Origin of the sequence: Streptomyces torulosus (assembly GCF_001419765.1) — a bacterium.
GTDB classification, from domain to species: Bacteria; Actinomycetota; Actinomycetes; order Streptomycetales; family Streptomycetaceae; genus Streptomyces; species Streptomyces torulosus.
The window spans coordinates 1-6,988 of the sequence record NZ_LIRK01000446.1; the positions used below are offsets into that span (position 1 = coordinate 1).

Annotated in this window: 6 protein-coding genes and 1 pseudogene; 3 read left to right on the forward strand and 4 right to left on the reverse strand. The window is 72.1% G+C overall.

The window, feature by feature from the left end; translation table 11 throughout:
* From AOK23_RS28665 to AOK23_RS28680, 4 genes are all read right to left on the reverse strand, one after another.
* The coding region (locus tag AOK23_RS28665; protein ID WP_276205767.1) for a sigma factor at window positions 1–549 on the reverse strand (549 nt) is incomplete at its 3' end.
* A gap of 8 nt (window positions 550–557) precedes the next feature.
* A complete protein-coding gene (locus tag AOK23_RS28670) occupies window positions 558–965 on the reverse strand; it encodes a YciI family protein (protein WP_055715516.1) in 408 nt (135 codons plus the stop codon).
* 182 nt (window positions 966–1,147) lie between these two features.
* Window positions 1,148–2,377, reverse strand: coding sequence for a GNAT family N-acetyltransferase (locus AOK23_RS28675; protein ID WP_055715517.1), 1,230 nt, complete (start codon window positions 2,375–2,377; stop codon window positions 1,148–1,150).
* 135 nt (window positions 2,378–2,512) lie between these two features.
* On the reverse strand, window positions 2,513–3,784 hold the full coding sequence (locus tag AOK23_RS28680; protein ID WP_240496606.1) for a WD40 repeat domain-containing protein: 1,272 nt from the start codon (window positions 3,782–3,784) through the stop codon (window positions 2,513–2,515).
* An 81-nt stretch (window positions 3,785–3,865) separates the two neighbouring features.
* On the opposite strand from AOK23_RS28680, the gene AOK23_RS28685 reads away from it, so the two are divergent.
* From AOK23_RS28685 to AOK23_RS28695, 3 genes and pseudogenes are all read left to right on the forward strand, one after another.
* Window positions 3,866–4,156, forward strand: a complete 291-nt coding sequence (locus tag AOK23_RS28685; RefSeq protein ID WP_240496607.1) for a hypothetical protein — start codon at window positions 3,866–3,868, stop codon at window positions 4,154–4,156.
* A gap of 189 nt (window positions 4,157–4,345) precedes the next feature.
* Window positions 4,346–5,365: pseudogene (locus tag AOK23_RS28690) on the forward strand (tetratricopeptide repeat protein); the annotation flags it as partial.
* 305 nt (window positions 5,366–5,670) lie between these two features.
* A complete protein-coding gene (locus AOK23_RS28695) occupies window positions 5,671–6,708 on the forward strand; it encodes a polyprenyl synthetase family protein (protein WP_055715519.1) in 1,038 nt (345 codons plus the stop codon).
* Window positions 6,709–6,988: the final 280 nt, after the last annotated feature.

Consider the following 6,988-nt stretch of genomic DNA (forward strand, 5'->3'; position numbering starts at 1 on the left):
GACCAGCCGGGCGACGTCGCCACCGTGCTGCGCGTCCTCTACCTGGTCTTCAACGAGGGTTACTCGGGCGACGTCGCCCGGCTGGTCGAACCGCACCCCGGAGACGGTCCGCTTGGCCCGGCTGATGCGCTGGGCCATGGTCGCCTCGGGGACCAGGTAGGCGCGGGCGATCTGCCGGGTGGTCAGCCCTCCGACGGCGCGCAGGGTCAGAGCAACCGCCGACGACGGGGTGAGCGAGGGGTGAGCGCACAGGAAGTAGAGCTGGAGCGTGTCGTCGGCGGCGGGAGCCGGCCCCGGGGCCGGCTCGTCGTCGACGAGGTCCTCTCGCCGGCGGCGGGCGGTGTCCGCGCGCGTCGCGTCGAGGAACTTGCGCCAGGCGACCGTGACCAGCCAGCCCTTGGAGTCGCGTGGAGGGTCGGCCGGCCAGACGCGCAGTGCTTCGACCAGCGCGTCCTGGACGGCGTCCTCGGCCGCCGCGAAGTCGGCTCCGCGGCGGACGAGGACGGCGAGGACTCCGGGCGTGAGGTCGCGGAGCAGGGCCTCGTCCATCGGGGTGGTCACTCCGTGATGGTGGGCGGCGCGGTCATGAACGGGCGGACCTCCAGCCACTCGTGGATGGGCTTCCCACCCGCTCCGGGGGCGGCCGACAGTTCCCCGGCGAGTTCCACGGCCCGCTCGTGGCTGTCGACGTCGATCACCATCCAGCCGGCGATGAGGTCCTTCGTCTCGGCGAACGGGCCGTCGGTGACCGGCGGGCGTCCCTCGCCGTCGTACCGGACCCAGGTGCCCTCGGGGGCGAGCGCCTGACCGTCCACGAACTCACCGGTCTTCTCCAGCCGGGCGGCGAAGTCGTGCATGTACTGCATGTGCGCCGAGATCTCCTCGGGCGTCCACCGGTCCATCGGGACGTCGTTCACCGCTGCCGGGGCACCGCGGTAGTGCTTGAGCAACAGGTACTTGGCCATCGTCTCTCTCCTCGATGCTCGTGCGACCCATTGTGGTCGCCTTCACCACGGGGACGGAGCCGGTCACGGGTTCTCGACATGCCTGGCGAGATTTTTCTCAGCGGCTTGCCGATCCCCTTCGCTCACGTCCGGCGCAGCATCCTGCCGAGGGCCGTCGTCAGCGCCGACGAGCAGGGAGACGGTCAGAACCAGTGCAGACAGTGCGAGGAGCGCTCGGCACGGAAGAGGGCGTCGGCGAGGGTGGTCGCGCCCGGGCGGTGGGCCCGGATGTGTCCGGCACGCACCAACGTGCCGGCAGCGGTGCCGCCGAGGTAGAGCGAGCCCAGGTCGCTCACGTCCAGGGAAAGGTCGGGCTCCCGGTCCGTCGGCACGCAGTCGGCCTTGCCGTCCTGGACGGTCAGCAGGTAGCGGCCGCGCTCGCCGAGGAAGGGGTCCTCGACGTCGAGGACGAGCTCACCGTCCGTGAACCAGCCGCGCGCGGTCAGCGCGCCCGGGATGTCCAGGAGCCGCACCCAGAGCCAGTCGGTGTCGCTGCTCACCTCGCCGGCGCGGAAGTCCGCGAGCTGCCAGCGCAGTGGGTGCTCGGGCTGGACGTGCTCGAACACGACCTTGGATACCAGGTCGTGTCCGAGTACGAACCGGGCGAGGGCCGTGAAGGCGGTGTCGTCGGTGGTGATGGTCTCGTCGACCGTCAAGGTGCCGGACTCGATCGAGTAGCTCGCGTACCCGTCCGGGACGCCGTCGGCATCCCGGTGGACGGCAACGTAGCGCGGAGCCGGCGAGATGGGGGGCTGCCCCGCGCGCAGGTCCCACCAGCGGCGCGGCCGGGACAACGCGCCGGGCTGGGCACGGCGATACCGGTCGTATAGCTCTTCCAGCGTCTCGCCGCACTCGGCACGCCGCAGCACCTCGACCGAGCCGTTGTCCGCCCCGGTCGCCGGCGTGTCGGCCACTGCGCGCGCCCGGGGAACGGCGAGGGCGGCCCGGTGGCGCGGCACCGTCACCCGCGCCGTGTAGGTCGCCGGTCCGTAGCCGAACCTGCCGTAGATCGGGGCCTCGGAGGCCAGCAGTACGGAAAGGAACTCCCCGCGGGCCCGCAACTCGGCCAGCTGATGCCGCATCATCGTGCTGAGCACACCTTGGCGCCGGTGCGAGGGCAGGACACCGACGGCGGTCACCCCGGAGACCGGGACGAGGGTCTCACCGGGCAGGGTGAGCTCGAAGGAGTGCGCGGCGGCGGTGCCGACGGGCTGCCCGTCGGCCGTCAGGGCGAGCAGGCAGCGGTCCGTTTCGAGCGCCGACCACCAGAGCCCGCCGCCCTCGATCGGGGTTTCCGGGAAGCGCCCGAACGCGGCGTAGACCGTGTCGATGAATACGTCGAAATCGTCATCGGTCGTGGAACGGATCTGCATCGCTGCGGCTGCCTCCTCGTATGCCGGCGCCACGACTCGTGGCGTCCGGCCCCAGTGCAGCGTCGACCCGTGGCCAGAGCAAGCGAATTACGCCCGGTCACGCACAACCCGGCCCCGGCCCGGCGCCATGGGCGGTCATGTGTCCTGCTCGCGCAGGGCGTTGAAGGCCGCCTGCAGTTGGAGCCAGGTCGGATGCGTCTCGTCCGCCCTCGTCACGTTCGCCACATCGTCCGCCTCCCAGATGTGGCGGCCGTCGGTGCGGACGAGGTGGTCTTCCAGGTCGCCGTCGTCGGGGACCTCGGAGGTGGAGTCGAGGAACTCCGCGACCGCGGCTCCCGACGGCTCACCGTCCACCCCACGACTGCCCGCGGTGCCGGCACCGGCAGCGAGGGAAAGGAGCAGGACGTCGCCGTCGTCCGTCGCGACGACGAGCTCCCCTGTCGCGGTGGTGCCCAGGGCCGTCACCCGGGAGCCGGTCGCAACCTCGTGCTCGACCGTGTGCCCGGTCTCCACGTCCAGTTCGACGAGTGTCCCCGTGGGCGTTCCGATCCAGAGAATGCCGGGTGCGGCGGCGAACGCGAGGTTGTGCCGCGACCAGGCGCGCATCTGGTCGAGCCACTCCCGCGGATACGGGTAGCCCGGGGTGGGATCGCCGAGTGGGGTCGCCAGGACGCTGCGGAGCGAGGGGAACTCGAACACCTCCAGTGAGTTGCCGTACGCGTTGCCCCTGATCGCGAGATGCCGTCCGTCCGCGCTGAAGACCGGCTTCTCGTAACCGTCGACGTCCAGCACCAGCGCTCGCCGGAGCACGCGCATCGTGGCGGGTGACGACGCGTCGTCGACGCGCGCGAAGAGTCCGAACGTCGCGCCTTGGTCGCTGTGGAGGGTGACCACGAGTCCGCCTGCCGGATGCTCGGCGACCCCGGTGTCCCACCGGGGCCCGGTGCTCACGGAGCCCGAGGCGAGTTCGATGACGTCCGAGCTGTCCCACGCGCTGTCCTCCCCGTCCCACGACGGGGTTGCCCACAAGGTCCCGCCGTCCGGGCTGAACGCGATGTCGGGGTAACGCGCGCCAAGCGGGACGCTTTCCAGGTCGCGGACCCCGTCGGGAGTCCACCGCCTGACCCCGTCCTCGCCCGCCACCACGAGCAGCGGCTGATGCGGATGCCAGTCCACCGCGGGGATCCGCTGCCTCTTCTCCCATTCGGCGGCATCGCCGTACTCACTCGACTCGGCGCCGACGCAACCGAGTTCCCGCAGCCACCCCGCCCCGCAGTCCCAGACGCGGACCGCCGGACGCTCCGCGTCCAGGCCGGCGATCAGGGGAAGCCGCGGATGGCAGAACAACCGCACCACGGAGGAGCCACTGCCGACTCGTACCCGAGCCACCGTCTCGACAACAGTCACCGGGAAACCATAGTTCTCCCTTGCGGCCCAACCGAGTTGGGGATGCGGTGGGGGTGGACGCGACCGATTATGATCTTGGTCATGACTGTGCAGCACCCCGAGAAGACCCCGTCCCGCAAGCAGAGGCTTCAGGAGAAGCAGCGCCGCCAGCTGGCGGTGGTCGACACCGTCGACAAGGCCGAGGCCAAGGTACGCAAGGCGGAGGTCGAGCTGGCCCTGGCCGTCGCCGAGGCGGTGCAGATGTTCGGCACGGAGCAGTCCGCCTCGGAGGGGCTCGACATGCCGATCGAGACGATCCGACGCTTCCTCGGCATCGCCAAGGCCGCGGCCGCCACCGACAAGGCCGACGCCGAGGCAGCCGCCACCTCGTGAGGTGATCTGCGCCTCACGAGCAACCTCCTTGACGTACCTGACGTCTTGATCAGCAGCAGATGAGGCCCTGGCCCTCGGGCCAGGGCTTGTTTCAGCCGCTCTATACACGCCATGTATACACGGGATGTAGAGATGGTGTGTATACGCAGAGACGGCCTGCATCGCGTGCATTCGGAACGAAAGGCAACCATGTACGGCAAGGCGTTCGCCCCGGAATACCAGGGCGCCCTCACCACCCTGTCCGTGAATTCCTCCCTCACCGAGGTACTGGCGGCCGGCACACGGCAGTTGTCAGAGGCCGAGCGTGCCGGGGAGCACGGCGAGGCGGCGCGCTCCGGGCTCGCGGTGGCCGAGGCGCACCGGCGGCTGGGGCAGATCGGGGAGGCCGACCGGGCGTGGAAGGCGAGTTACCGGGCGGCCAGAGCGGTGGGAGACCAGGGGGCGATGGCCTGGGCCCTGTGGAGCGGCGGCACCCTGGCCCGTCAGCGGGGCTCGTTCCCGCTGGCCCGGCGACTGCTCGGGCTCGCGGCCGAGATGGGCGAACGGGGCGGGGACATCGTCGTACGCGGCTACTCCCTCGCGGGGCTGGCCGAGACGGGCCGGATCCAGGGCGACTACGAGGCAGTCGCCCGGCTGCACGAGCAACTGCTGGCCGAGGCCCGGCGGCGCGGTGAGGCCCGGCACACGGTGTGGGCGTTGGAGGGCATCGCGCAGATCCACCGCCAGCGCGGTGAGTACGACACCGCGTACGCGCTGTTCGAGGAGGCGGCGCAGATAGCCGGGGGCGCCGACGACCGGCGCGGCCACGCGTGGGCGCTGCGCGGGCTGGCCGACATCGTCTCGGCTCGGGACGGCGACGTCGAGCGGGCGCTCGCGCTGCTGTCGGAGGCGGAGACCACCTGCCGGGCGATGCGGCTCTCCAGCGCGCTGGCCTACAACCACAAGATGCGGGGCAACGTCCTCTACCGGGCTGGGCGTTACGCCGAGGCGCGGAACACGTACGAGCGGGCGCTGGCGGAGTTCCGAGAGATGAGCGAGCCGCGCGGGGAGGCGCTGTCCCGGCTGGGGCTGGCCAAGTCCCTCGCCCGGCTGGGCCGCGACCACACCGAAACGGCCGCCGAACTTGCCGACCTGGCGAGGGAGTTGGAACGCATCGGGCTACGGCACGCCAGAGAGATGGTGGCTCGGGCCCACACCGAACTCGGGGTACGGCCGCAGGGGGATTCCGGTGTACGGCCGCAGGGGGACTCCGGCGGCCGGGCGCAGGAGGGGAACGGCTTGGGGGCCCAGGCGGAAGCCGACGGCCGGGCGCGGCGAGGAGCCGGCCTCCCCGAGCAGGAGGGCTCCGGTGGCGGGGCGCAGGGAACCGGCGTTGGGGCTCAGGCCGCAACAAGCGGTGTCGACGCACAGGCGGGAACCGGCGGTCGGGCGCCGCGGGCCGTCGGCGGTTCGGCCGCGGCCGGTCCTGCTGGCCGGAGTCGGGGGGCGCGTGGTGTCCGGGTGGAGGCCGGGCGGTGACGCCGGTCTCCTCGGCGCTGCGGGCGCCGGTCGACGTCCCCCTCGTCCTGCGACGCTGCCGTGAGACGGTGCGGCCCGCGCTGCGGGAGGCGATCGGGCGGACGCACCCCTGGGTGGGCGAGATGGCCGCGTACTCCTTCGGCTGGTGCGAGGTGGGCGGCTCCCCCACCGCCGCGTCCGGCGGCAAAGGGGTGCGGCAGGCACTGGCCGTGCTCGGCGCCGAGGCCGTGGGCGCCCCCGGTCGGGCCGGTGTCCCCGCGGCGGTCGCGGTGGAACTGACGCATGTCTTCTCACTGCTCCACGACGACATCATGGACGGCGACCAGGCGCGGCGAGGACGCCCCACGGTCTGGAAGGCGTACGGCACCGGGCCCGCGGTACTCGCGGGTGACGCCCTGTTCGCGCTTGCCGTCGAGACGCTCGCCGCGACCGAGGCGGGTCCGTCCGCGTTGCGGATGCTCTCGGCGGCGCTGGGCGATCTGGTGCGCGGCCAGGCGGACGATCTGCTGTTCGCCGAACGGCCCTGGACGGGGCCGGAACGGGTGCGGTCGGCTCAGTACCTGGCGATGGCCGAGCACAAGACCGGCGCGCTGCTGGGCTGCGCGGCCGCGCTCGGCGCGCTGCTCGGCGGCGGTTCGCCGTCGGCGGTCGCCGCGCTCGACCGGGCCGGCCGCCGTCTCGGGCTCGCCTTCCAGATCGTCGACGACGTCCTGGGCATCTGGGGCGACCCCGAGGTCACCGGCAAACCCGTGCACAACGATCTCCGGGAGCGCAAGAAGACCTTCCCGGTGCTGGCCGCGCTCGACTCCCCGTCCCCCGAGGCACGACGTCTGGCCGCGCTGCTGACCTCGGGAGGGGACCCCCGCGAGGCGGCCGTACTCGTCGAGGCCGCGGGCGGCCGGGTGGCGGCGCTGGACGCGGCTCGCGCCCACATCGCGGCGGCCGAGACCGCGCTGGCCGACGTCTCGTACCAGGGCGTGGCCGGGGACGAACTGCGGGCCCTGTCCGCGTACCTCGTGGGCCGCGACCTCTAGTGCCCTTCTGACGGATCTCCGCAGCGTCACGGCCCCCGGCACGCACTCTCGCCGCACCGCGCGAAAGCCCACGTAGCGCCGCTACGAGGACTTCCACGCGGCACGGCGAGAGCACGCACCGAACGCCGCTCCTTCTCCCGCGGAGATCCATCAGAAGGGCCCTAGTGACCTGAGTCGGAGATTCGTCGTTGGTTCGGTATGAGTCGTCCGGGTCCGAAGATTCCGCCGTTGTCGCTGACCGATGCCCAGCGGGCTGTGCTGGAGGGCTGGGTTCGTCGCA

Coding starts and splice junctions, on each gene's coding strand:
- AOK23_RS28670 (WP_055715516.1), bottom strand. CDS start 965: ATGGCCAAGTACCTGTTGCTCAAGCACTACCGCGGTGCCCCGGCAGCG.
- AOK23_RS28675 (WP_055715517.1), bottom strand. CDS start 2,377: ATGCAGATCCGTTCCACGACCGATGACGATTTCGACGTATTCATCGAC.
- AOK23_RS28685 (WP_240496607.1), top strand. CDS start 3,866: ATGACTGTGCAGCACCCCGAGAAGACCCCGTCCCGCAAGCAGAGGCTT.